Origin of the sequence: Saccharococcus sp. Marseille-Q5394 (genome assembly GCF_946901335.1) — a bacterium.
Taxonomy (GTDB): Bacteria; Bacillota; Bacilli; order Bacillales_A; family Planococcaceae; genus Sporosarcina; species Sporosarcina luteola_C.
Genome location: NZ_CAMPPQ010000001.1, coordinates 866065 through 888350, shown reverse-complemented (window position 1 = coordinate 888350; position 22286 = coordinate 866065). Strand labels below are relative to the sequence as shown.

Below are 22286 nucleotides of genomic sequence, written 5' to 3'. Positions count from 1 at the left end.
TTTACCATAAGGGGCGAGTGTATTGATTCCGAAATTTGATGAATATAAAGATCGATTTGATATAGAAAGTGATGATGAAATAAAACCGGGGCTCGATAGCATTCGTGCCGCGCTTCGGAAAGTAGGGAACCCGGAAAACGGATTGCGTGTCATCCATGTGGCGGGGACGAACGGAAAAGGATCCACCATCGCCTTCATGGAGTCCATCTTGAAAGAGCATGGATTTTCGACAGGCGTCTTTTCATCTCCGGCCTTGGTTGATGTGCATGACCAAATCCGTATCAACGGAAAGCCGATCACCCGGGAAGAGATGGACAAGACGTTTAAAGCGATGAAAAAAGCGGATCTAAGTGGAACATTGACTGACTTTGAATTATTAACCGTCGCGGCTTTTCTGACATTTGAAAGGCTGTCGCCAGATTTTGTCCTTCTTGAATGCGGAATGGGAGGCAGTTTGGACAGCACGAATGTCGTTATACCGCTCGTTTCTGTCATCCCTTCGATTGCATTGGATCACGTTGGGTTTCTAGGAGATTCGCTTAAGGAAATTGCTGGCCATAAGGCGGGGATCATTAAAGAGGATACGCCTGTAGTTGTCGGACCGCTGCCAAATGAGGCAATGGAAGTGATCCGATTGAAAGCGTTAGAGACAAAAAGTGAATTGCTATCGTACCGGTATGACTTTGAACTGTTACATGGTGAGTTCATCGGGGAATCGTTTCGTGTGTCAATAAAGGAACGTAGGATGAAAGGTCCCCATCAGGCTGTAAACGCGGCAGTTGCAATCGAGGCATTGCTTCAAGCGAAGATTTCTTTGAATGAGGAATCCGTTGCAAAGGGCATCGCAACTGCGTCATTGCCATACCGATTCCAGGAAATCGCTGATGGTGTCTTTATCGACGGTGCGCATAACCCGGCAGCTGCCAAAATGCTTGCCGAGACGATCAAGTCGGAATTTCCCGGTGAAAAAGTCGACTTCGTCATCGGCATGTTGAAAACGAAAGACATTAAAAGAACGTTGGATGAATTGATTCCTGTCGCTGCGTCTTTCACTTTCGTCACTTTTCCGCACCCACAGGCAGCTACCGCGGAGGAATTAATATCCAGTTGTCAGTATAGTAGAAAAAAGGTGACAAAACAATTAGATGATACTATAATACTAAGTAAGAGAAATGGTAGGAAGATAATAGTCGCAGGGTCGCTATATTTGATTAGTGGTCTTTTGAACTAGTTCTCTAGCGAGGCCTACATCGCCTTCAATTTGGACAACTTCATATTAATTCGTATATATTACAGATAGAATTTAAAAAGGGGGGCATGAAGAGTGTCTAAAAACAAGTGGTCTACAATCAGTCTTTTTATCATTTGGTTGCTCATCGTTCCCCCCGGAATCAGTTATTTTCTTATTACTCAGATGCCTGAAACCATTAACGTAGTTTACCTAGTGCTCTTTATTCTATTTGGAGTACTGACAGCCCTTTTTCCAATTAAGCGGGATGGAAAACCAATTACCTTAGTCATGTGGGCAACATTGCCGGCTTTCCTCATGTATGGGATCGCAATTGAGATGATTGTTATGCAACTTTCAATAATTGCGACACTCTTTGTGTCCAAGAGATATCAAAAGCAATCACACCGATTTTTCCTGAATTCCATCATGATGTTCATTTTATCCCTTGTAGCTGCTGCCGCTTTCTATGTAGTCGGTGTGCAACCCGGCTCAATGGACTTCTGGCCGCTTCTGATCGGTGTGGCAGTATATAGGTTGGTTCATACGACAACGAATTTCGGTTTGTTGAATATGTATTTTGAGGCAAGAGGAGCGAAAAGGACTTACACGATAAAAGATATTGTTTTCGAGTACGCTACACTTATTATCATATTACCGCTGGCTCTAACATTCTATTTGACACTTAATATGGTTGGCATCGCTTCTTTTTTACTTTTAGGATTTCCTTATTTTATGACAATCACGATTATTCGTCTTCACAGCCGTTCCGAGAGTATCAACAAGTATATTAAAATAGCAGGGAAAATTGGAAGCGACCTTTCTGTCATGACGGATGAAGATTCAGTTACAACCCAATTCATCGAGAAAACGAGCGAGTTATTCAAAGCCGACTATGTCCTACTCTTCACGAATCATGATCAATGGCTAGAGCTGGAAAAATGGTACGAAAGAAAGCATTTTGTCAAAAGATCATTCCAAACGGTCCAGCTCGGTGAAGGCATTGCAGGTAAGATATTGGAGACGAAGGAACCTGTCATTTACTCGAAGCGTAAAGACTGGGAACAACATGCCACGGTTTCAGCTCCTGATGACATGGAGAGCGTCCTCTGCATCCCATTGGTCCATAACAATGAAACGAAAGGAATTCTTCTATTAGGTTCCAATCGGAAAGCCGCTTTTGGGGATCATCAGTTGAAGATTTTGGACTTGCTCGGTTCCTATTATATTGTAGCTCTCGAGAAGGCGAGATACGTACAAGAGGCATTGCAGCGTAGTGAGAGGTGCGCATTGACGAAACTATATAATTATCGGTATTTGGAAGAAAGGCTTCACTTTGAAATGAACCGGATGAGCATGGGGGATATCGATGACTTATCTGTCATCATGCTTGATATCGACCATTTCAAAAAAGTGAATGATACTTTCGGCCACCAGAGCGGAAACGATATCTTATATGGTCTGGCTAGAATTCTGGAGAAAGCATTACCGGACCATGGGACGGTCGGACGGTATGGCGGTGAGGAATTTGTCTATTTATTGCCGGACTTCTCCAAAGCGGAAGCAGTCGATTTTGCCGAACGTCTTCGATTGCTCATCAGGCAGCATGTCTTTACAATTATTCCTGATTTGGGAGAGGACAAGTATCCGGTGAAAGTGAACATCACATCCAGTGTCGGAGTAGCGAATGCCCCTACGGATACTGATGAAGCGATGAATTTATTGCGCAATGCGGATCGCGCTTTATACATCGGCGCGAAGCAGGCAGGAAGAGATCGTGTGGCCGAATACGTGAGATAACAAAGGAGGGACTAGGAATTGGTAGTGACAGCTCAACAAAAAAGAACGGTTTATATCCTGTGGCTTCTTATTGTTCCTATGATGTTTTACGTAGCCCTCAACTATTATCCGGCGGCACCCTACGATTATTTGAACTTGGCCATTTATATGGCCATCCTCCTTGCTACACTGATGACAACCATTTCCTTGGGGAATGTTAGCATCACATTGGAAAGATGGGTCATTTTCTCGCTGTTTTTTCAATACGGCATTGTTGCTGAAATGATTTTTATGCAAGTCGCAACCTTGGTACTGCTTTTCAGCCATAAATCATCGACGCCGAAAGCATTCCGATTTGGTGTGAATTCTATCGAAGCTGTCATTGTTTCGCTAATAAGCGCGGCTATCTTTTATGCTTTCGGCGGTTCGCTTAAGGAAATGTCACTAGGTTCGTTTTTACTTGCAGGTTTCATATTTGCCACCGTCTATTCATTGCTTAATAGTGCCATCCTCTTTATCGTTTTCAAATGGGTAAAAGCTGGAACATCAGGGATGAAAAAGATTATCTGGTGGGATTATATTTCAACTATCCTCTTGTTGCCGTTTGCTATTATATTTTGTCTTCTTATGCAGGAATTTGGCAGTAAAGCATTTTTGCTGATTGGCGTTCCATTTTTGATTGTGTTACTCGTTTCAAGCAACTACATGAAGTCTAATAAATTGAATGAAGTATTATCCTCATCCACCGTCATCGGCCATCAGCTGGCAGATAGGCTGGGAGTTGAAGATGTATTCCTCACATTCATTGATAGTATTAATGGTGTAATCCCTTATGAAAGCGCCTATATTGTTGATTTGAGAATGGGTGAAAACCTTGTTGTGCTTGCACTTAAAGAAGGCGAATTTCATAGTGGTGAGGCAAATAGATTTTCATTTCCACAAAAGAAGTCTGATGGGGACGGCTTAGACGTGGAAGTGACAAAGTTGTTTTTGAATAAAAGAAGTATAAGCTCGCTCATAGGATATACATTCGATCCCTCCGTCGAAAGTGTTATGACAGCTCCTATTAAGAGGAACCAAAAGACGGAAGCCTTCTTAGTCCTCACGTCCAATCATCGGTATGCATTTGAAGAAATGCATGTGAAGATGGTGGATCTCTTAACCGGCTATTTTGCTACCGCAGTGGAAAAAGCAAGATATTATGAGCGTACGGTGGAAAAGAGCGTAAGATGCGGATTGACAGGCCTCTACAATTTCCGCTATTTAGAATCTAAGCTAGATGAAGAGGTTATCCGTTACCACACTGGTGAAATTTCCACCTTATCCACAATCATTCTCGACATCGACCACTTCAAGGCTATCAATGACACATATGGGCACCAGAGCGGGAATGATCTGCTATGCACATTCGCGGCACTATTGAGAAGCCACCAAACGTCCGAAATAACTTTAGCCAGGTATGGCGGTGAAGAGTTCGTAATGATCCTGCCGAATTATGAAAAATATGAAGCAGTGGAGCTTGCTGAAACGATTCGAAAAGAAGTGGAAGAGTCCAGTTTCAAAATCATCCCGGATCTATCCGAGGACCGTGAACCGACAATCGTCAACATGACAGTGAGCGTCGGGGTCGCAACAATGCCGATGGACGCAAAAGACGGAAAAGAGTTGCTTCGCAACACCGACCGTGCACTTTATATCGGCGGCAAACAGGCAGGGCGCAACCGGGTAGGGGTTTATGAAGAAGAAAAAGAGAATGTAGTCAGTTGAAGACCGGCATCTGTCGGTCTTTTTCTATGATATTTTTACTATTTTCATTAACTAGTTGATTAGTTTCGACATTTTTCGTATGCTGTTAGTAATAGAACCAAAAAAAGGTAGGCGATGTTTCCAATGAGGAGCCATAAGGTTAACGAAAAAGGGATGACCCTTGTCGAAATCCTGGCTGCACTTGTCATCTTGGGCATCGTCTTTGTTGGATTTATGTCGGTTTTTCCTCAGATGACTAATTTTAATGAGAAGACAGGGACGAAACTCGAAACAATGAATGAAGCCAGAAATTTATTACATCAGTTCAAAACCCTTTATACTTATGATGAATTCACAGATTCTAGTTATACAGATAGTGATGGTATGTGGATTAAAACGGTGAATACGGAATTAATAAATGAAAAAGTTCAATATAGAATTCGTAAAACTCCTTCATTGGAAGCCGGAACTACTACAGAGCAGAGCAATCTGCATTTAGTGGAAATACTTATAATAAATAACGGCAAGGTGAAAAGTAAGACATTTGGTTACATCGAGGTTCTGAATTAAAAGGAGGAGACAGGATGCTTAGAAAACAGAACGGCATGACATTAGTGGAAGTCCTTGCGGTTCTTGTCTTGTCTTCTTTGGTGATTCTCTTAATTTGGACAACTGTAATGACAGCAATTAAGTACAACATTACGGAGACGAAGAAGCTTCGAATGCAAGAAGAAGCGAATTATATCATAACAGAAATACAACGGATTCATCGGCAATGCAGCCAATACGAGCTGAACGTCAGTGCAGGTGAAATTTCCATGAAGAGTTGTGACGGGCCGATAAGTGATCGAGTGATTAGCAGGGGGTATAATTACAATGGGACCATTTACGTAAAAGATAAAATAGATGCAAAAAAGAAAGATGCTTCGATTCCCTTCACTTTAGTCATGAATGATTTAGAAAATGACAGATTAGAAGTGGAAATTACAACAACCATATCAAGGTATAAATTAAACTAGATCCCGAGGTGGCATGATGGAGAAATTGGAGAACGAAAAAGGGTATGCCCTATTAATTGTTCTATTTATGATCGTTTTCATATTGACTGTTTCCGCCATTTTTATGCGTGGTTCCATAAGCAATGCTATGCAAGAGAATCGTGTCGATGAATCCCATCTTACGGTTATGACGGCGGAGGCGGGAGTTGATTATACTAAACAATTGTTAAGCAACGAGTATTTCGAGAGAAAACAAGAACTTGATAGTTTAGCCAATAGCCTTATAGCTGATACTAAGAAAAATGAGCAAGTGAATTATGCCGCAATTCATAAACAAGTGAGAGATAAGTTAGATGGTTATTTGAAAACAAGAATTGCACAAGAAATATATATTGCTGACTATGTAGAATTTACTAAGCCATATAATTATAAACTTATCTCATATTCTTTTTCAGGTAGTATGAATCCGAGGGAAATCATTTTCAGCGGTACAATTGAAGGTAAAAGAGATAATAAAGAATCGAAAGCTTTAACTAAGAGAATTAATTTTAAACAATCCTTTTTGATACCTGATTACAGCACGACTTCCAATTCGGGTGGGGCTTTGGTTTCTCCTTCTAATCTAGTTAAGGTCTATCCCGATAATATAACCGCACCCGATTGCCCAGGAGATAAGTTGGACTCCAAGACTTGTAAAGGGTCACAGTATGGCGGGTATAAAAATGTGAAGAATTCAAAAGTCTATTTTCCGAATGGATTTAAGGTTGCCAACGGAAACTTTCAAGTATATAACTCAGTTTTTTTCAGCAAAGAAACATTTGAAGTTGCTAATATGAACGATATCGAGAAATCTACATTAAACTTGTATAAAAATTTAATCATAAACAGCAATGTTAAAGTATTACAAGAGTCAACTATATTGGCTTTAGGGAATGCGGATTTTAAGGGTCAGTTGACGGTTAATGGAAATTCATTAGTTTGCGTAGGCTCACTTTCCGTCGGTAAGAACCTGACTATTGGGATAGGGAGTAAAGTTGTGTATATGGGCGATTTCTCCAAAGGTAAAAAAGGTGCTGGTGAATTGATAAAAGTAAACAGTGTTAATGAACTCTGGGAGAAATGTAAGTTAGGAAGCAATAATACCAATAATAATCTTGTTTGGCCAAAACCTACCCTAGAAGATGTAAGCTATGAATAATCTTGTGCTCTCATAAGAAATACGCGGGTGGACGATGAAGGATGGTGTTCATAATGAACAAAAATATAGTAACGATAAGTGTTTCGTCCATAATTGTTTTGGTTTTAATGTCGAGCGTTGCTTTGGCATCTGAATTCCGAATTGGCAATCAATTCGCTGATAATACCTACGTCGGCCCATTCAACATTTCCAACAATAAAACCAAGCAAGCAAAGGCGAAATTAGCATCAGATTTATCGGAGCTTCAGAACAAACTGGAGGTAAACCTGATTTACCAGGATATCCAATTCTCGCTTCCTCCCGAGACAGTTGCATTCGATATCGATATGACCCTCGCGAACGCGAATTCCGGAGAGGACAATCCAATCATTGTATCTGTTTCCCGAGAAGGATTGAAAACATTGCTTAGCCAAGAACTACCCAGAATTCTCATTGCTAAAAATGCAATTGATTCGGTTGCTGCGGGCATTGAAAAAGAATTACAAACAGGCATCATGCCTCAAAATGTTAATATAACGGATTACGTAGCAAATGAAATTCCAAATAAAGTAGTCGGCACATCCGAATTTACCATTGACGGGATTTCACCAGCTTTATCAAAAGCAATCCATGCTCTAGATAAATTGACCATCGAGCCATTTGAATCTTTTTCCATGATGGAATTGCTGACAAGCACTGAAGTCGGACCGCTTAGCGATGAAGAAATGACATTGCTTTCTTCTACACTTTACACTGCGGTCCTACAAACAAATTTCCAGATTAATGAGCGGAATATTAGTACAGTCGTATCTCCAAATATTCAACCAGGATTCGAAGCGGCGATCAATCAGACATTAGGGCTCGACTTTAAATTCACGAACCCGAACAAGACGGAATTTACCATTCAAGCGGCTTGGTCGGCAGGGGCCATTCATCTATCTATAGAAGGCAAGCCGTTTTATTACACATACGAACCTACAATTGCAAATACAGAAACGTATAAACCTAGGACTGTCGTGCAATACAGCGCATTCGTCGACGATGGCCAAGTTGTCGTTTCACAAGGCGGTAAAGTAGGTGTGGAAGCTACTGTTATAAGGACGCTGTCTGTCGATGGGAATATTGTTGAAACAGAGGATATTTCCAAAGATTTTTATGCTCCTGTTCATCGAATAGAAATCCATCCATTATTGGAAGTGGATACATCGGTAACAGATAGTGCAGATAATAAGGAAACTAACAATCCACAAAATGATGGAACTGATTCTAAGACGACAACTGGGACATCCAACCCGGAAGAAATGGACTCCAATGCTTCGGACAGTAACGCCACTGTTAGTGAAAGTGGTGGTGAAGAGTCAAATGTTGGGGAAGTCATTTACGATAAGAGCGGCCTCCCGATCTCGGGATCTGGAAAATAATCGACATCTAGTGAAGGAGGGGTACATATGGCAATAACACGAAAACGGCTCGGCGATTTGCTCGTTGAATCTGGACTCATTACAGACGCCCAGCTTCATACAGCTTTAGAAGAAAAGCCCCGGGATCAAAAACTTGGAGATGCACTTCTTCAAAGGGGCTATATAACCGAACAACAATTAATTGAAGTGCTCGAATTTCAGCTAGGGATTCCTCACGTTAATCTTTTCAGATACCCGTTTGATCCGAAGTTGTTCAATGTCGTTCCGAAAGAGTTTGCCAAGAGGAATCTTATTGTTCCGTTGAAGGCCGATGGAGACAGGTTATTTGTAGCAATGTCCGACCCGATGGATTATTTATCTGTCGACGATTTGCGTTTATCGACGGGTTTTCATATTGAAACAGCAATCGCTTCTAAGGATGATATTTTACGGACAATATCGAAGTATTACGAAGATGAATTGCTTGAAGACTTTTTCATTGAGCAGCCGGAGGAGACGAGAGAACAGCAAGACGAGCTGACCGATCTTGATTCCCCGATCGTCCGTCTTGTAAATCAGTTATTGTCGTCTGCCATTACGCAAAAGGCGAGTGACATCCATATCGATCCCCAAGAGCATCAAGTCGTCATCCGCTACCGGGTCGACGGGATGCTAAAAACGGAGCGGTATTTGCCGAAGCATATGCAAGCGATGTTAACGGCACGAATCAAAATTATGTCGAGCCTTGATATAACCGAACACCGCGTACCACAGGATGGAAGGATAAAAGCGACAATCGATTTCCGACCGATTGATCTGCGTGTTTCTACATTGCCTACTGTATTCGGCGAAAAAGTCGTCATGCGTATTTTGGATTTGAGCAGCTCGCTGAACGATTTGACGAAATTGGGCTTCAGTCAAGTCAATATGGAGCGGTTCATGAAAGAAATCGAGCGTCCGAATGGAATCGTGCTCATTTCAGGGCCGACCGGGTCGGGTAAATCTTCCACTCTATATGCTGCGTTGAATAAATTGAACAAAGAAGAAGTGAATATTATAACTGTTGAGGATCCGGTTGAATACCAGCTCGAAGGCATTAATCAAATCCAAGTAAATTCCGCAGTTGGACTCACATTCGCAAACGGTTTGCGATCGATCCTGCGGCAAGACCCGGATGTTGTCATGGTCGGTGAAATCCGTGACCGCGAAACCGTGGAAATTGCAATTCGTGCATCTTTGACTGGTCATCTTGTCCTGAGCACGATTCATACGAATGATTCCATTGCGTCGATTACACGATTGATCGATATGGGCGTCGAACCGTTCCTTGTGACTGCTTCCGTGAATGCAATTATTGCGCAACGGCTGATCCGCCGGGTTTGCCGGGATTGCGGACGGGAAATGGCTGCATCAAACCGGGAGAGGGAGATTTTTGCAAAACGCGGCATGGAAATTGAAAAGATTGTCCGAGGGCCAGGCTGCGCGGCCTGCAATATGACCGGGTACCGGGGAAGGGTCGCAATTCACGAAGTGTTAGTTATTAACGATGAAATGCGCGAAGTGATTAATAACCACGGTACGCCTGCAATGCTAAGAGAAATCGCGATGCGGAACAACACTGTGTTCTTGATTGATGATGGATTGGAGAAAGTGAAGCAGGGAATAACGACAACTGAAGAAGTATTGCGTGTTTCACTTCTTGAATAGGGGTATAGGTATGAATGAAACAATAGATAAAATATTGGAAAAAGCATTTGAATTGAAAGCATCCGACATCCATTTGACAATCGGCGTGCCTCCTGTTTTTCGGATCCATGGAGAATTGAAACGTTATGGGGAAGTGACTATGGATGATGAATTTACTGAGGAAGCGGCCAAATCGACTATCCCGGAAAAATTATTCGGGGCATTTCTTGAAAAGGGCCAGATCGACTATTCATATGAATTGAAGGGAATCGCACGTTTCCGTGTAAATGCATTTCAACAGCGCGGTTCAATTTCGCTTGCCTTTCGGACAATCCCGACGATAATTCCATCAATTGATGAATTGCAAGTGCCCGGAATATTAAAGTCACTGGCTGAAACTCCTCAAGGTCTCATTTTGGTGACTGGCCCTACAGGTTCTGGAAAATCGACGACACTTGCAGCGATGATCCGTTATCTGAATGAAACCAGTCGCAAACATATTATCACTCTCGAAGATCCGATTGAGTATGTTCACTCCCATCAATCTTCCATTATCGACCAACGGGAAGTCGGCTTTGACACAAGCACTTTTGCTGATGGATTGCGTGCATCTTTACGGCAGGATCCTGATGTCATCCTTGTAGGGGAGATGCGAGATCTAGAGACGATTTCAACTGCCATCACTGCGGCTGAAACAGGTCATCTTGTTCTGGCGACACTCCATACTTGGAGCGCGGCTTCGACGATCGACAGAATCATAGACGTCTTCCCACATGGACAGCAATCCCAAATCCGTGTTCAGTTGGCTGGTGTATTGACAGCTGTATTGTCGCAACGTCTCTTTCAGACAGTTGACCGGAAAGGTAGAAGAGTCGCAACTGAATTGATGATCAACAATTCTGCAATCTCTAATTTGATCCGCTCAGAAAAAGTCCATCAAATTCCAAATGTTATCCAGACGAATCGGTCTATGGGGATGCATATGATGGATACTTCAGTCAGGCATCTTCTTGACCGGGGACTCATTTCATACGAAGCGGCAGTGCCGTATATTGAAGGTGATGATTGATGGCTCGGTTCAAATATGATGGCCGGGATGCTAATTCCAAAAGATCCGGTATTATTGTTGCTGCGAATAAAAGGGAAGCCGCTTTGAAATTAAAGAACCAAGGAATCCGTGTGACCAATTTGACAGAGCAAGCCGAAACGGTTCTCACGAAAGAGATTCATCTCGGAAAACCGATCAAACGCACACAATTTATCATGTTCCTTCGCCAATTTTCAACATTGCTCCGTGCGGGCGTAACAATCGTGGAATCAATTCGTATATTATCATTGCAAGTCGAATCGAAGCCGTTTCAAAAGATTTTGGTTTCTGTCGGGGATGATCTGCGGGGAGGTGGTTCATTATCTGATACGCTGATGAAGCATCCGAAGGCGTTTGAACCATTGGTCATTAATATGATCAAAGCGGGAGAGATGTCGGGTACAGTCGATGATTCGCTGGACAGACTTGCAGAGCATTACGAAAAAGCGCATATGACGAAACAGAAAGTCATTTCTGCCATGTCTTATCCGATTGTCGTTGGAATCGTAGCAATTGGCGTCGTTATTTTCCTGTTGTCATTCGTCGTCCCGATGTTTGTGGATTTATTCGCGAGTGTTGGTGGCGAACTTCCATTGCTGACACAATTTGTATTGAAGGCAAGTGATTTCATGGTCGCATATTGGTATCTTTTCATTCTAGCTGTTGCTGCAGTAGTAGTTGGCATAATCATGTTGCACAATAATAAGGAAGGGAAGTATTTGCTGGACTCCTTCCTGTTACGTCTTCCGATTTTTGGTGATCTTTTGAAGAAATCATCGCTAGCCACGTTGACGAGGACGCTAAGTTCTTTATTTGCGAGTTCCGTTCCAATTTTGCAGGCATTGTCGATGACGGAGAAGATTGTGGAAAACGCAGTCATTTCTCGCGTTGTTGGTGAATCAAGAGAATCATTGGAACGTGGCGGTTCATTGACAGAGCCGATGGCGGGACATTGGGCGTTTCCGCCGTTAATTCCGCATATGATTGCAATCGGGGAACAAACTGGGTCGCTTGATGCGATGCTCGGAAAAGTAGCGGATTTCTATGAAAAGGAAGTCGACGCTTCGACAGATCGGCTGAAAGCACTAATAGAGCCGCTTATGATTGTCCTACTTGCAGGATTGGTCGGGACAATAGTACTTTCGATTCTATTGCCGATGTTCAGTCTATTTACAGAAATAGATAATATGTAATGGATTTTGTCGAAAAATAAATATTTGTATAAAATTATAGTTTGATAGTTTCATTTCGGCTAGTAGTTTGGTATTCTTAATTTGAAAGTGTAAATAAGGTAGAATAGGGAGGAATAATGATGAAAAAGTTATTACAGAAACGTTTGAAAAACGAAAAAGGGTTAACACTCGTCGAACTTTTGGCGGTTATTGTCATTTTGGGGATTATTGCGGCGATTGCTGTACCGGCGATTGGTGGAGTAATTGAAAACTCGAAATATAATGCGGTAAAGGCAGATGCTTTAAATGCTTTAAACGCGGCTAATCTTTATTTTATTGATGGAAAGGCAGATTCCGTAACAATAGACACGTTGGTTAGTGAAGGTTATTTAGAAAACAGAGGTAAGTTGCCAACAGGTAACACCAATAAAGTAGAAAAAGGAACACCAAGTAAAATTACAACAGCTGAAATAGACTACTCCGGAGGGAAAAAGGTTACTTTTAGCGGAGCTACAGTAGAGTCAATTAATAATGATCCAAAGAAAGGAAGTGGAGCAGGAGGTTACACAATTACTGGAACTACCACAAATCCATAATATATAATTAAAAGGAGTTTAATAATGCTGCTATTCAACCGCCGCAAACAGCCGGCAACACTTACAATTGAAGATGATGCCGTCCGTTTTGTCCGGTTGAAGTCACAAGACCCTATCGTTATTGAATGTGCGGAGGAAGTGAAGCTTCCTCCGAACACTGTCGTCGAGGGGAAGATTGTCGATGCGGAGGCGCTGGTGGTCATTCTGGAAGGGCATTTGAAGGAGTGGGGCATCGCGAAACGCGATGTCCAATTTCTTGCTCCTGATACATACGTGATGATTCGGAAGGTGCCCTATCCGGAAGACATTGAGCCGGATGAACTGAAAGGGCATTTCTTCATTGAAATCGGCTCTACGATTTATTTGCCATTTGATGATCCGGTCTTTGACGTAGTTCCTTGTAGTTTGAATGGAGAAAGCAAGGAAGCGATTTTAATTGCATCGAAGGAAAGCATTTTGGACAAGTACGAAGATGTGCTCAAAGCGGTGAAACTGAATCCTGTCGTTGCGGACATCGGACCGCTTGCACTTTATCGCCTTGCTTACAAGGTGTACCAATTTGGCGGACATGAGCATGTCCTCATCGCTGATATGCATGACGGTGTACTCACGGTCTCGATTTTCCATAAGCATTACCCGCTTTTCATGCGACCTGTCGATCTGTCGCAATCCGCCGATCTTTCGATTGTTGCGGATGCTCAAGTAGACCCGCATTCCATTACACCTACGACGATAGTGATGGAACTTGAAAAGTTGATGAACTTTTATCGATATAATTTACATAACGGAAGTGCTTCCATTACACATCTGCTCGTCAATGGCGAATATGGTGATATGGAGAAACTATTGTCCACTATACGTGAGCGATTTTCAATTGAAGCGGAACGTTTGCTGAAAAAACCTTTGGAACTTCAAGATGGACAACAATTGCCCGCAACCTTCAACCGGACGATCGGGTTGGCATTGAAAGAGGTGTAGTCATGCTCGTTGATATTAATCTATTGCCTGAAAAGGAGAGGGAGCGATCGACGCTCCTCATTGCTGCACTCGTTGTTTTAGGTGCGGCTCTTCTTTTTTGGGCGACTCTTTTTGTCTTATCCCTCTCCCTATCGAAAGAGACGGCGCTGGCGGAAACGCAGATCGCATCCTTGCATGCAAGCCAGGAGGCGATCCGGGATAACCTCCAGCCCTCTTCACATGCGGGCGACCGGGAATTGCTCGCTTTAACTGTTGAATGGGCGGAAGCATATCGCTTCGATACATTGCCTTTATTGCGTGAGATGGTCGCTTTATTGCCGGAGCGTGGTTTTTTTGTTTCGTTCGAATTTACAGCTCCTCATGAATCGTCAGTAGTTGTCCAATTTGATGATAAGTCGGATGCTGCCTATTATTTGACGAGGATCAAATCGTCGACTGTTGTATCATTAGCAACAATGGAGTCGTTGGTAGCTGAAAGTCTTGATGAAGAAAGTGATTTGGAGTCAATTCCGCGTTTCGCAGCAACGTATCGTATTGAATACTTGGATGAACGAGATGTTGTTGTCGAAGTTGAAGGAACAGAAGAAGCGGCTGAAAATGATAATACGGACGAGCAGGGGGTCGACTCCGATGAGTAATTTTTCAAAACGTCAAAATGAGATGGGGCTCCTAGTGTTGGCGATTGTATTTCTTCTTGTACTTGCCGCTTATTCATACTTTCAAATCTTCGCCCCGGCTAAAGAATCAAATGACCGCGCTGCACAGACGTTGGCGAATGAACGTGATATCCTTTTTGCGTTACAGCGTCAAGAGGCGCAGCAAAGTCCTACAGGTACATCCAGTTCCCGTCCATTGCAAGAGAAGCTTCCTGTAAAGCCGCTAGAAGATCTAATCCTCCTGCAAATTCAGAAAGCGGAAGTGAAGTCAGATACCTATGTCCACGAATTGAATTTTTCTATTGAAGAACCGATCATTGAAAATGCGCCCGAACATGTTGAAAATGTACAAGCTGTCATTGCAGAAGTGCATTTGGCGGCGGATGTATACAGCCAAATCGACCAGTTCATCGAAGAAATCGAATCGATGGAGCGCATCTTCATTATGGACCGTATAGAGTTCACTGCTCCTGATGAAGTGAGGACGATCGAACAAGAGGATGGTCCGATAGAGTTAATTGTCACGTTTCATGCGTTATTCCGGCCGGATTTAGGGAATCTTGAAGATGAAGCGCCGAAAGTGGATGCTCCGTTACCGGCTGGTAAACAGGATCCGACGCCGATAAACAAAATTCCTGGACTAGGTGATAGTGAATGAACATTGTTTGGATACTCTTATTTTTCGTATACGGAAGCATTTTCGGCTCCTTCTTCAACGTCGTAGGTCTCCGTGTGCCGAAAAAGGAATCAATCGTTTCTCCCCCTTCCCAGTGTACGAAATGCAATCGGAGACTGGGTCCGCTTGATTTGATTCCGATCCTCTCCTACGTCGCTCTGCGCGGAAAATGCAGAGGGTGCGGACAGAAAATCAGCCCGATGTATCCTTTTATGGAGTTCATAACTGGTGTTTTATTTGCATTTTCGTATTACCATATCGGTTTTACATATGAATTAATCATCGCGTTGTTATTTGTCTCATTGCTTGTCATCATCACAGTTTCCGATTTCACGTATATGTTGATCCCCGACAGAGTGCTCTTGCCGTTCGCCATATCGCTTTTGATCCTTCGGTGGCCAATTCCTACAACGCCGTGGTGGGATAGCCTGTTAGGGGCGGCAGTCGGTTTTACTGTGCTGTATCTCATTGCCGTCGTGTCGAAAGGTGGAATGGGCGGAGGAGATATCAAGTTGTTCTTCGTCATCGGGCTAGTGCTTGGGACGGTGAATACACTATTGACGTTGTTCCTCGCTTCATTAATTGGTTCTGTCGTCGGTCTTTATGTGTTGAAGAAAACCGGAAAAGGCAGGAAAACGCCTGTCGCCTTCGGACCTTCCATTGCGGCGGCAGCCGTCATTTCGTATTTCTTCGGAGCGGACCTTGTCGAATGGTATCAGCATTTATTCATTTAAGTCGATAAATTTCTTGGAACAAGACGACATACGTCTTGTTCTTTTTCATGTCAAATTTGATACGGTTACTAAAAACGGGGTGGTCTGGCATGAACTTCAAGAAGAAATATTCGAAAGTGACAGTCGCGATGGCGATGCTGCACGGCGTCATCATTGGCATTGCAGCCGTGGCAATCGTAGGTTTCATCATTGTCGGTACGAATGGACAAGGGAAAGAAAAGGCGGGGGAAAAGGAAGTAGTGGTGACTGATCCGCCTGCATCCGGTGAAACGACTCCTACTTCCGGTCCTGCAATTTCGCCGGAAGAAGCCCCTCTCCAACTGTTCGCTAAACAGCATGGTGTGTTTTCATCTGCACAATCAGCGCAGGATTTCATTTCGCAAGATGCAAGCCTTGCAAAAGCGACCATACTGCAAATTGGGGGACAGTTCTATGTGTGGAGCGAGGTCGGTATTCAAGAAGACGAGATAGAAGTGAGCGAATACGAAATGACATTTAGAAAGCCATTTTTCGTAGATGCATCGTCGTGTTCAAACGTTGGCGCCGGAAAATTAAGAAGCGCTCTGTCTGAAACCGAATTATCCAAAATTAAAGTTTTGACAACTGTTGCAGAAGGAGAAGCGGATGATGAAAAGATTGCTGAATTCCGGAAGAATATAGCGGCTGTCACTGCGTTTACTTCGGATTTGCGCATTTTTCGCATTAAGCTGCTCGCGCATTATTTCCATAAGGATGGTTGTGCGAAAATCAATTTTTGAGGCGGAAAAACGGGACAAACTCTCATTATTGCGGATTTATGAAAATTTCCATTACACTCCTTCTACAGTATGATTAAGAAAAAGGAGGTTGCTTATATGGAATTCATTGCAAAAGGGCCGATTATTCTGGCGTCAGGCTCACCGAGAAGGCAAGAGTTGCTCAGAAACCTTGGCATTCGGTTTGAAACAATGCCAAGCGATGTCGAAGAAGTTGCGGATTTGGAGGAAGGGGATTTCGCGGAATATGTCCAGAAGCTAGCTGTCAAAAAGGCTGCCGCTGTTTCCGAAATGCGATCTGATGCTTTCGTCATCGCAGCTGATACGATTGTCGTCTTTGAAGGAGAGATTTATCCAAAACCGTCATCGAGAGAACAAGCAGAAAGCTTCCTAAGAAAGTTTTCCGGCAATACCCATACAGTTTTCACGGGTGTAAGCATTCTTGGAAGCGGATTTTCGAAAGTGTTTTCAGTCGAGACGAAAGTTACATTCAAGGAACTGGACGATCAGCTGCTGAAGTCATATGTTGACTCAGGCGATCCTATGGATAAGGCGGGGGGATACGGCATCCAAACCGCGGGGGCCCTCCTTGTCGAAAAAATTGATGGCGATTACCTGAATGTCGTCGGATTGCCTTTATCGAAGCTGGTGCAGATATTACGTGAAGAGGGCGTCATCCTGTTGAAGGAGGCTGAATGATTCATTGACAGTCGATGTGAAGAAACAGATGATGATCCGAGATGTACATATCGCGGATAGACCCCGTGAAAGGCTTATCCGGCAAGGGGCTGGTAGCCTGTCGAACCAGGAGCTCATTGCCATCCTGTTGCGGACAGGCACAAAGGAAGAGTCGGTTCTTATTCTTGCCAATAGGATCCTTAAATCATTCGATAAAATCCAGGACCTGAAGGATGCCAATGTAGAAGAAATGATGGCTGTTAAAGGCGTGGGACAAGCAAAAGCAGTCCAAATACTCGCCGCCGTCGAAATTGGCAAGCGGATATCCCGCAAACATTCGGAAGGCCGATATGTCATTAAATCTCCCGAAGACGCTGCAGCTTACTTGATGACAGATATGTCTTCCCTCGTTCAGGAGCATTTCGTCGTCCTATTTCTGAACGTGAAAAATGAAGTGCTGCACAAACAGACGATCTTCATCGGAAGCTTGAATTCATCGATCGTGCACCCTAGGGAAATTTTCCGTGAGGCGGTAAAACGCTCTGCGGCTTCCATAATTTGCGCGCATAACCATCCAAGTGGAAACCCATCGCCTTCCCCCGAGGATATAGAGGTGACAAAGCGGCTTGTCGAAGCAGGTTCGATTATCGGGATTGAGCTGCTCGATCATCTCATAATCGGTGATCATCGTTTCATTAGTCTTAAGGAAAAAGGGTATATGAGTTAGCAAATAACTCCTAATATGGAAGTGGATTTATGTAATATAAGTAGTCGATAGAGGCGCCTGACCCCACAGTATGACGAGATTTCAGGGGCTTCTTGAAGCTGCGTGGAGAAGGAAGGCGATAGCATCAAAATCCAGTCTATTGCTATTGACACTGTGAATTTGTTCTCCAATCCGTTATAATGTGGTGTATGATTTCAAGAAGACCATAATTATGCGGTCGAATAGAAAGGAAGAACAGATTTGTTTGGATTTGGATCAAGAGATGTCGGGATTGACCTCGGCACAGCAAATACATTAGTTTTCATTAAAGGAAAAGGGATTGTTCTTAGAGAGCCTTCCGTCGTTGCGAAAAATACAGTAACGAATGAAATTGTGGCAGTCGGATCATCGGCTAAAAATATGATTGGGCGTACACCTGGTTCCATCGTAGCGACTCGGCCGATGAAAGACGGAGTCATTGCGGATTTTGAAATTACGACAGCGATGATCGAGCATTATTTGAAAGAAGCGACAAAAGCTGCAGGAAGCGCTTGGAAAAAGCCGAACGTCATGGTTTGCGTTCCTTTCGGCATTACTTCTGTTGAACAGCGGGCGGTCATTGACGCGGCAAGACAGGCTGGTGCTAAAGACGCGTTTACGATAGAAGAGCCGTTTGCTGCAGCTATCGGTGCTAATTTACCAGTTTGGGAACCTACCGGCAGCATGGTCGTCGATATAGGTGGCGGTACGACAGAAGTTGCAGTCATTTCACTTGGCGGCATCGTTACGAGTGAATCGATCCGTGTCGGAGGAGACTCGATGGACGGAGCAATCATCGGTTATATCCGTAAAACGTATAATATGACAATCGGTGAACGTACTGCGGAAGCTATTAAAATTGAAATTGGTTCGGCGAAAGTTTCTGCTAAACCTGAAAAGATGGATATTAGAGGCCGAGATCTCTTAACTGGCCTGCCAAAAACTTTGGAAATATCTTCTGATGAAATCGTAGAAGCACTTCGTGAATCTATCACACAAATTATTGAAGGCGTCAGGAAGACGTTGGAAGCTACTCCTCCTGAGCTATCTGCAGACGTCATGGAACGCGGAATCGTCTTGACAGGCGGGGGAGCATTGCTTGAAAACTTGGACAAGGTCATTTCGGATGAAACGAATATGCCTGTCTTCATCGCTGAAGACCCGCTTGATTGTGTAGCGATTGGAACGGGGAAAGCGCTCGATAATTTCGAAGTGATTAAAAAGATGCAAGCTAGGTAATGAGGGAGGATTTGGGCAATGCCGCGATTTTTTTCGAATAAACGGTTGATTTTGCTGCTTGTGGGCGTCATTGTCCTTGTGGCTTTGATTTCATTCTCCTTAAAAGACAGGCAGAACGCCACCCTTCCAGAACAAATTGTGAAAGATGTCGTCGGTTTCGGGCAATCTCTTTTCTCGAAACCGGCACATTATATTACAGGCACATTGGATAAAATCGATGGTATTTTAAATACATATGAAGAAAACAAGCATTTGAAAGCGCGATTAAAAGAATATGCCGCAACGCAAGCGGAGCTGGCAGATGTAAGAGCAGACAATAAAACACTGCGTGAAATCGTAGACAAGAAAGATAGCCTGCGTGATTACGAGCCTATCCAGGCGACTGTCATTTCCCGGAATCCCGATCAATGGGAAGAGAAAATCGTCATCGACAAAGGCAGCGTCGCAGGTGTGAAGTTGAATCGAGCTGTCATAACTGCATCAGGTCTGATTGGAAAAGTGGTGCTCGTCACTCCTTTTAAATCGACAGTTGAATTGCTGTCGACTGAAAACAGCAACTTCCGGGTAGCTGCAGTCATTCCTGGGGATGAAGCGATTTTTGGTTTGATAGAAGGATATGACCAAGCGCGCGGCGAATTGATAATGAAGCGCATCGATTCGAATTTTCACATCAAGGAAGGACAGAAGGTCGAATCATCCGGTTTAGGAGGAATCTTTCCGAAAGGTTTGCTCATCGGGGAAGTGACCGAAGTCTCAACGGATGATTTCGGATTGACCAAACTGGCCTATATTCGTCCGGCCGCTGATTTCTCCATGTTGGATCATGTGATGGTTGCAAATCGTTCATCCGGCGTTACAAGCGGAACGGATGGCGAAGTCGATGAGGAAGAAGAGGGGGAGGATGGATCGTGATTAGGTTCATAATCCCTCTTATTGCTGTCATATTATTCTTTCTTGAACCTGTATTCAGTCTTTTCTCACCCATATCGATCGCAGATGTATCCTACACGCTCGTTCCCCGTTTTGTTATCGTTTATCTGATTTTCATCACAGCCTACTATGGTCGCAGACGTGCAATCCTTTACGGAATCGTACTTGGACTCTTGTATGATATGTATCACATTGATATTATTGGTATATATACTTTTTTATATCCGGTGATCTGTTATTTTGCTGCTTTGATCATTAGGCAAATCCATCGCCATATCATCACTGTCATGCTTTTAGCATTGGCGATGGTTGCGCTGCTTGAATTGCTATCATTCTTTTTCGCGAGCCTGATTGCATTGACCTCAATTGGCTTTGAAGAGTTCATCGTGCTTAGGCTTATGCCGACGATGGGCGCCAATTCCATCTTTGTGGGGATGTTCGGCTATCTGTTCAAACGGCTGATCGATGAAGTGGGACTGCAAAAAGCCGGAATATAATTAAGGAAACTGTGAGGGACGCAAATGACGAAACAGCACTATGTAACAATAAAAGGGACAAAAGACGGGCTTGTCCTCCGACTTGACGACAAATGCGCTTATTCGGACATGATTGCAGAACTCCGCAATAAAGTCAGCGAAAACAGTCTGGAAGGGCTTGCTGAAGTGAAAGTCCATACAGGGAACCGCTATTGTAATGAAGAAGAACTGAAGGAAATTATGAATGTCGTGCACGAATCTCCGCATTTACGAGTTTCAAAGATTCAGAGCGAGGTCATTACAATCGAAGAATGCAATCGGAAAGTACTTGAGAAACAATCGGAGACCTATATCGGCATCGTCCGCTCCGGACAAGTCGTAAAGGCTGACGGCGATCTCGTCGTCATCGGCGATGTCAATCCGAACGGTCGTGTAGTTGCTGCCGGAAGCATTTATATATTAGGTAGGTTAAAAGGAATCGCACATGCAGGTGCAACTGGCAATGAAGAGGCGGTCATTGCGGCTTCATGGCTTGAAGCGACGCATTTGATGATAGCGGATAAATTGGAAACGATGACTGATGAACTGACGATTTTGTCGGAGCAACCGGAGATGGAATGCGCATACATACATTCAAGCGGTTTCATTGCCATCGACCGTTTACAGGAGCTACGGATTCTGCGGCCAAATCTGTCAACATTCAAAGGAGGGAGCTAGTGTGGGTGAAGCAATCGTAATAACGTCAGGAAAAGGTGGAGTCGGTAAAACGACGACATCTGCAAATCTTGGGACAGCATTGGCTCTACAAGGTAAAAAGGTATGTCTTGTTGATACGGATATCGGCCTTCGTAATCTGGACGTCATCCTCGGTCTCGAAAACCGTATCATTTACGATCTCGTTGATGTAATAGCGGGACGATGCAAAATCCACCAGGCGCTCGTCAAAGACAAGCGTTTTGAAGATGGACTTTTCTTGCTGCCGGCTGCGCAGACTACAGACAAAAATGCAGTCGAACCGGAACAAATGAAGGAATTAATCACTGAATTGAAACGTGATTATGATTATATCTTGATCGATTGCCCAGCAGGCATCGAGCAAGGGTATAAGAATGCCGTCGCAGGTGCGGATCGTGCAATCGTCGTCACGACGCCGGAAATTTCAGCGGTGCGGGACGCGGACCGTATTATCGGACTGTTGGAGCAGGAGGATATCGAGCCTCCTAAGTTGATCATCAACCGGATCAAAAGCCGTCTCGTCAATAGCGGCGACGCTTTAGATGTCAATGAAATCACAACTCATTTATCCATCGATCTACTTGGCATCGTCTTGGATGATGAAAAAGTCATCTCCTCTTCGAATAGAGGGGAGCCGGTCGTCATGGACCCTTCGAACCCGGCAGCAATCGGCTACCGGAACATCGCCCGCCGTATTTTAGGCGAATCCGTGCCGCTAATGTCACTAGACGAAGGCAAACCCGGTTTCTTCGGGAAACTGAAAACATTATTCGCGAAATAACCAGAACCCTTTTCTTTAAGGGTTCTTTTTTTAT

At 43.7% G+C, this 22286-nt stretch carries 23 protein-coding genes; all 23 read left to right on the top strand.

Annotated elements, in window-relative coordinates; all coding sequences use genetic code 11:
- The first annotated feature begins 22 nt into the window (after positions 1-22).
- Positions 23-1231 carry a bifunctional folylpolyglutamate synthase/dihydrofolate synthase gene (locus tag OC538_RS04490; protein WP_262173475.1) on the top strand — a complete coding sequence of 403 codons (1209 nt, stop codon included), beginning with the start codon at positions 23-25 and terminating at the stop codon, positions 1229-1231.
- Between the two features lie 93 nt (positions 1232-1324).
- Positions 1325-3028 carry a sensor domain-containing diguanylate cyclase gene (locus OC538_RS04485; protein WP_262173474.1) on the top strand — a complete coding sequence of 568 codons (1704 nt, stop codon included), beginning with the start codon at positions 1325-1327 and terminating at the stop codon, positions 3026-3028.
- A gap of 24 nt (positions 3029-3052) precedes the next feature.
- Positions 3053-4774: a GGDEF domain-containing protein gene (locus tag OC538_RS04480; RefSeq protein WP_262175148.1), complete on the top strand. Its 1722-nt coding sequence runs from the start codon at positions 3053-3055 to the stop codon at positions 4772-4774.
- 123 nt (positions 4775-4897) lie between these two features.
- A complete protein-coding gene (locus tag OC538_RS04475) occupies positions 4898-5323 on the top strand; it encodes a type II secretion system protein J (RefSeq protein ID WP_262173473.1) in 426 nt (141 codons plus the stop codon).
- Between the two features lie 14 nt (positions 5324-5337).
- Positions 5338-5772, top strand: coding sequence for a prepilin-type N-terminal cleavage/methylation domain-containing protein (locus OC538_RS04470; RefSeq protein ID WP_262173472.1), 435 nt, complete (start codon positions 5338-5340; stop codon positions 5770-5772).
- 16 nt (positions 5773-5788) lie between these two features.
- Positions 5789-6949 (top strand): hypothetical protein, encoded by a 1161-nt coding sequence (locus OC538_RS04465; protein WP_262173471.1) that lies wholly within the window; start codon positions 5789-5791, stop codon positions 6947-6949.
- 53 nt (positions 6950-7002) lie between these two features.
- Positions 7003-8349 (top strand): VanW family protein, encoded by a 1347-nt coding sequence (locus OC538_RS04460; RefSeq protein WP_262173470.1) that lies wholly within the window; start codon positions 7003-7005, stop codon positions 8347-8349.
- A gap of 27 nt (positions 8350-8376) precedes the next feature.
- A complete protein-coding gene (locus tag OC538_RS04455; RefSeq protein ID WP_262173469.1) occupies positions 8377-10035 on the top strand; it encodes a GspE/PulE family protein in 1659 nt (552 codons plus the stop codon).
- Between the two features lie 10 nt (positions 10036-10045).
- Positions 10046-11083 carry a type IV pilus twitching motility protein PilT gene (locus OC538_RS04450; protein WP_262173468.1) on the top strand — a complete coding sequence of 346 codons (1038 nt, stop codon included), beginning with the start codon at positions 10046-10048 and terminating at the stop codon, positions 11081-11083.
- Positions 11083-12294 (top strand): type II secretion system F family protein, encoded by a 1212-nt coding sequence (locus tag OC538_RS04445; RefSeq protein WP_262173467.1) that lies wholly within the window; start codon positions 11083-11085, stop codon positions 12292-12294. The genes OC538_RS04450 and OC538_RS04445 overlap by 1 nt, the downstream gene beginning before the upstream one ends.
- Positions 12295-12413: 119 nt before the next feature.
- The gene (locus OC538_RS04440) at positions 12414-12869 is read left to right on the top strand and encodes a prepilin-type N-terminal cleavage/methylation domain-containing protein (RefSeq protein ID WP_262173466.1); all 456 of its coding nucleotides are present in this window, start codon (positions 12414-12416) and stop codon (positions 12867-12869) included.
- A gap of 24 nt (positions 12870-12893) precedes the next feature.
- Positions 12894-13847 carry a type IV pilus biogenesis protein PilM gene (gene pilM / locus OC538_RS04435; protein ID WP_262173465.1) on the top strand — a complete coding sequence of 318 codons (954 nt, stop codon included), beginning with the start codon at positions 12894-12896 and terminating at the stop codon, positions 13845-13847.
- Between the two features lie 2 nt (positions 13848-13849).
- Entirely contained in the window at positions 13850-14485 is a 636-nt protein-coding gene (locus OC538_RS04430; protein ID WP_262173464.1) for a fimbrial assembly protein, read from the top strand.
- Complete coding sequence (locus tag OC538_RS04425) at positions 14478-15161, top strand: pilus assembly protein PilO (protein ID WP_262173463.1); 684 nt, start codon at positions 14478-14480, stop codon at positions 15159-15161. Before OC538_RS04430 ends, OC538_RS04425 begins: the two co-directional genes overlap by 8 nt.
- The gene (locus OC538_RS04420; protein WP_262173462.1) at positions 15158-15913 is read left to right on the top strand and encodes a prepilin peptidase; all 756 of its coding nucleotides are present in this window, start codon (positions 15158-15160) and stop codon (positions 15911-15913) included. Before OC538_RS04425 ends, OC538_RS04420 begins: the two co-directional genes overlap by 4 nt.
- An 89-nt stretch (positions 15914-16002) precedes the next feature.
- The gene (locus OC538_RS04415; protein WP_262173461.1) at positions 16003-16671 is read left to right on the top strand and encodes a hypothetical protein; all 669 of its coding nucleotides are present in this window, start codon (positions 16003-16005) and stop codon (positions 16669-16671) included.
- A gap of 96 nt (positions 16672-16767) precedes the next feature.
- Positions 16768-17367, top strand: a complete 600-nt coding sequence (locus tag OC538_RS04410) for a Maf family protein (protein ID WP_262173460.1) — start codon at positions 16768-16770, stop codon at positions 17365-17367.
- A gap of 28 nt (positions 17368-17395) precedes the next feature.
- Positions 17396-18073 (top strand): RadC family protein, encoded by a 678-nt coding sequence (radC, locus tag OC538_RS04405; protein WP_262175144.1) that lies wholly within the window; start codon positions 17396-17398, stop codon positions 18071-18073.
- A gap of 240 nt (positions 18074-18313) precedes the next feature.
- The gene (locus OC538_RS04400; protein WP_251694289.1) at positions 18314-19330 is read left to right on the top strand and encodes a rod shape-determining protein; all 1017 of its coding nucleotides are present in this window, start codon (positions 18314-18316) and stop codon (positions 19328-19330) included.
- 18 nt (positions 19331-19348) lie between these two features.
- On the top strand, positions 19349-20242 hold the full coding sequence (gene mreC / locus OC538_RS04395) for a rod shape-determining protein MreC (protein WP_262173459.1): 894 nt from the start codon (positions 19349-19351) through the stop codon (positions 20240-20242).
- Complete coding sequence (gene mreD / locus OC538_RS04390) at positions 20239-20757, top strand: rod shape-determining protein MreD (protein ID WP_251694291.1); 519 nt, start codon at positions 20239-20241, stop codon at positions 20755-20757. Before mreC ends, mreD begins: the two co-directional genes overlap by 4 nt.
- Before the next feature lie 24 nt (positions 20758-20781).
- Positions 20782-21453: a septum site-determining protein MinC gene (minC, locus tag OC538_RS04385; RefSeq protein ID WP_251694292.1), complete on the top strand. Its 672-nt coding sequence runs from the start codon at positions 20782-20784 to the stop codon at positions 21451-21453.
- 1 nt (position 21454) lies between these two features.
- Entirely contained in the window at positions 21455-22252 is a 798-nt protein-coding gene (minD, locus tag OC538_RS04380; protein WP_262173453.1) for a septum site-determining protein MinD, read from the top strand.
- The last annotated feature ends 34 nt before the right edge of the window (positions 22253-22286 follow it).

What these genes read in the sequence shown, in the direction of transcription:
- OC538_RS04475 (WP_262173473.1), top strand. Translation starts at nt 4,898, where the DNA reads ATGAGGAGCCATAAGGTTAACGAAAAAGGGATGACCCTTGTCGAAATC.
- OC538_RS04470 (WP_262173472.1), top strand. Translation starts at nt 5,338, where the DNA reads ATGCTTAGAAAACAGAACGGCATGACATTAGTGGAAGTCCTTGCGGTT.
- OC538_RS04465 (WP_262173471.1), top strand. Translation starts at nt 5,789, where the DNA reads ATGGAGAAATTGGAGAACGAAAAAGGGTATGCCCTATTAATTGTTCTA.
- OC538_RS04460 (WP_262173470.1), top strand. Translation starts at nt 7,003, where the DNA reads ATGAACAAAAATATAGTAACGATAAGTGTTTCGTCCATAATTGTTTTG.
- OC538_RS04455 (WP_262173469.1), top strand. Translation starts at nt 8,377, where the DNA reads ATGGCAATAACACGAAAACGGCTCGGCGATTTGCTCGTTGAATCTGGA.
- OC538_RS04450 (WP_262173468.1), top strand. Translation starts at nt 10,046, where the DNA reads ATGAATGAAACAATAGATAAAATATTGGAAAAAGCATTTGAATTGAAA.
- OC538_RS04445 (WP_262173467.1), top strand. Translation starts at nt 11,083, where the DNA reads ATGGCTCGGTTCAAATATGATGGCCGGGATGCTAATTCCAAAAGATCC.
- OC538_RS04440 (WP_262173466.1), top strand. Translation starts at nt 12,414, where the DNA reads ATGAAAAAGTTATTACAGAAACGTTTGAAAAACGAAAAAGGGTTAACA.
- pilM (WP_262173465.1), top strand. Translation starts at nt 12,894, where the DNA reads ATGCTGCTATTCAACCGCCGCAAACAGCCGGCAACACTTACAATTGAA.
- OC538_RS04430 (WP_262173464.1), top strand. Translation starts at nt 13,850, where the DNA reads ATGCTCGTTGATATTAATCTATTGCCTGAAAAGGAGAGGGAGCGATCG.
- OC538_RS04425 (WP_262173463.1), top strand. Translation starts at nt 14,478, where the DNA reads ATGAGTAATTTTTCAAAACGTCAAAATGAGATGGGGCTCCTAGTGTTG.
- OC538_RS04420 (WP_262173462.1), top strand. Translation starts at nt 15,158, where the DNA reads ATGAACATTGTTTGGATACTCTTATTTTTCGTATACGGAAGCATTTTC.
- OC538_RS04415 (WP_262173461.1), top strand. Translation starts at nt 16,003, where the DNA reads ATGAACTTCAAGAAGAAATATTCGAAAGTGACAGTCGCGATGGCGATG.
- OC538_RS04410 (WP_262173460.1), top strand. Translation starts at nt 16,768, where the DNA reads ATGGAATTCATTGCAAAAGGGCCGATTATTCTGGCGTCAGGCTCACCG.
- radC (WP_262175144.1), top strand. Translation starts at nt 17,396, where the DNA reads ATGATGATCCGAGATGTACATATCGCGGATAGACCCCGTGAAAGGCTT.
- mreC (WP_262173459.1), top strand. Translation starts at nt 19,349, where the DNA reads ATGCCGCGATTTTTTTCGAATAAACGGTTGATTTTGCTGCTTGTGGGC.
- minC (WP_251694292.1), top strand. Translation starts at nt 20,782, where the DNA reads ATGACGAAACAGCACTATGTAACAATAAAAGGGACAAAAGACGGGCTT.